This is a genomic window from Streptomyces sp. WELS2 (assembly GCF_013870595.1).
Classification (GTDB): domain Bacteria; phylum Actinomycetota; class Actinomycetes; order Streptomycetales; family Streptomycetaceae; genus Streptomyces.
Genome location: NZ_JACBWZ010001114.1, coordinates 1 through 1,728, shown reverse-complemented (window position 1 = coordinate 1,728; position 1,728 = coordinate 1). Strand labels below are relative to the sequence as shown.

Genomic DNA, 1,728 nt, shown 5'->3' with positions numbered 1-1,728 from the left:
TGCAGCCGCTCGGCCTGGGCGCGCAGTGCGGCGTCGGTCTTGGCGGACAGCAGCCAGACGGTGGGGGCGGCCCGGCCGGCGGGTTCGGGAAGGTGGCCGGGGTCCGGGTCGGAGGACTGCTCGATGATCAGGTGGGCGTTGGTGCCGCTGATGCCGAAGGCCGAGATGCCGGCGCGGCGCGGGTGCTCGTGCTCCGGCCACGGCCGGGCCTCGGTGAGCAGCCGGACGCCGCCCGAGGCCCAGTCGACGTGCGGGGTGGGGGCGTCCACGTGCAGGGTTCGCGGCAGTTCGCCGTGCCGCATCGCCATGACCATCTTGATCAGTCCCGCGACGCCGGCGGCGGCCTGGGTGTGACCGATGTTGGACTTCACCGACCCCAGCCACAACGGCTCGTCCCGCCCCTGGCCGTAGGCGGCCAGCAGGGCGTGCGCCTCGATGGGGTCGCCGAGGGTGGTGCCGGTGCCGTGGGCCTCGACGGCGTCCACGTCGGACGGTTCCAGTCCGGCGTTCGCCAGCGCCTGGCGGATGACGCGTTCCTGGGAGGGGCCGTTGGGCGCGGCCAGGCCGTTGGAGGCGCCGTCCTGGTTGACCGCGCTTCCCGCGACGACCGCGAGCACCCGGTGGCCGTTGCGGCGGGCGTCCGACAGGCGTTCCAGCAGCACCAGGCCGGCACCCTCGGCCCAGCTGGTGCCGTCGGCCGCGGCGGCGAAGGGTTTGCTGCGGCCGTCCGCCGCGAGGCCGTGCTGGCGGGAGAACTCGGTGAAGCCCAGCGGTGTCGCCATGATGGTGACACCGCCGGCGAGCGCCAGCGAGCACTCGCCCGCGCGCAGGGCCTGGGCGGCCAGGTGGACGGCGACCAGGGACGACGAGCAGGCGGTGTCCACGGACAGCGCCGGACCGCGCAGCCCGAGGTGGTAGGCGACCCGGCCGGACGTGACGCTGGTCGCGACTCCGGTGAAGAGGTAGCCCTCCAGGTCCTCCGGCAGGCCCGGCCCGGTCGCGTAGCCGGACGACCAGACGCCGGTGAACACGCCGGTGTGGCTGCCGCGCAGCGAGGCCGGGTCGATCCCGGCGTGCTCGAAGGTCTCCCAGGCCGTCTCCAGCACGAGCCGCTGCTGCGGGTCCATGGCGAGCGCCTCGCGGGGCGAGATGCCGAAGAACGGGGCGTCGAAGCCGGCCGCCGCCTCCAGGAACCCGCCCCGGGCGGTGTACGTGGTGCCCGCGCCGCGCAGTTCCGGGTCGTACAGGCCACCCAGGTCCCAGCCGCGGTCGTCCGGGAAGTCGCCGGTCGCGTCCACCCCTTGGGCGACGAGCCGCCACAGGTCGTCGGGCGAGGCCACCCCACCGGGGAAGCGGCAGCCCATCCCCACGATGACGACCGGGTCGTCGTGGTCGGCGGGGGCGGCGGGGGCCGGCCGGTCGCCGGGGCCGGTGCGCAGCCAGTCGATCAGCTCCGCGGGCGTCGGGTGGTCGTAGACGAGACCGGAGGGGAGTTGCAGGTCGAGGGCGCCGGCCAGGCGGTTGCGCAGTTCGAGCCCGGTGACCGAGTCGAAGCCGAGGTCCTTGAAGGTGAGTGTGGGATCGATGTCCGCGGGGTCGTCGTGGCCCAGCACGAGCGCGATCTGCGCGGTGACCACGGCGGCCGCGTCGACCGTGTCGCCCCACTCGGGGCCGCTCGGCTCGGGGTCGCCCGTGTCCGTGCCGCCGGCCCGGGTGTCGCCTTCGGGC

1 protein-coding gene is annotated in these 1,728 nt (G+C 75.2%); it reads right to left on the bottom strand.

Annotation, left to right across the window (positions count from 1 at the left end; genetic code table 11):
- The coding region (locus tag H5J33_RS34165; RefSeq protein ID WP_181798545.1) for a beta-ketoacyl synthase N-terminal-like domain-containing protein at positions 1–1,728 on the bottom strand (1,728 nt) is incomplete at both ends.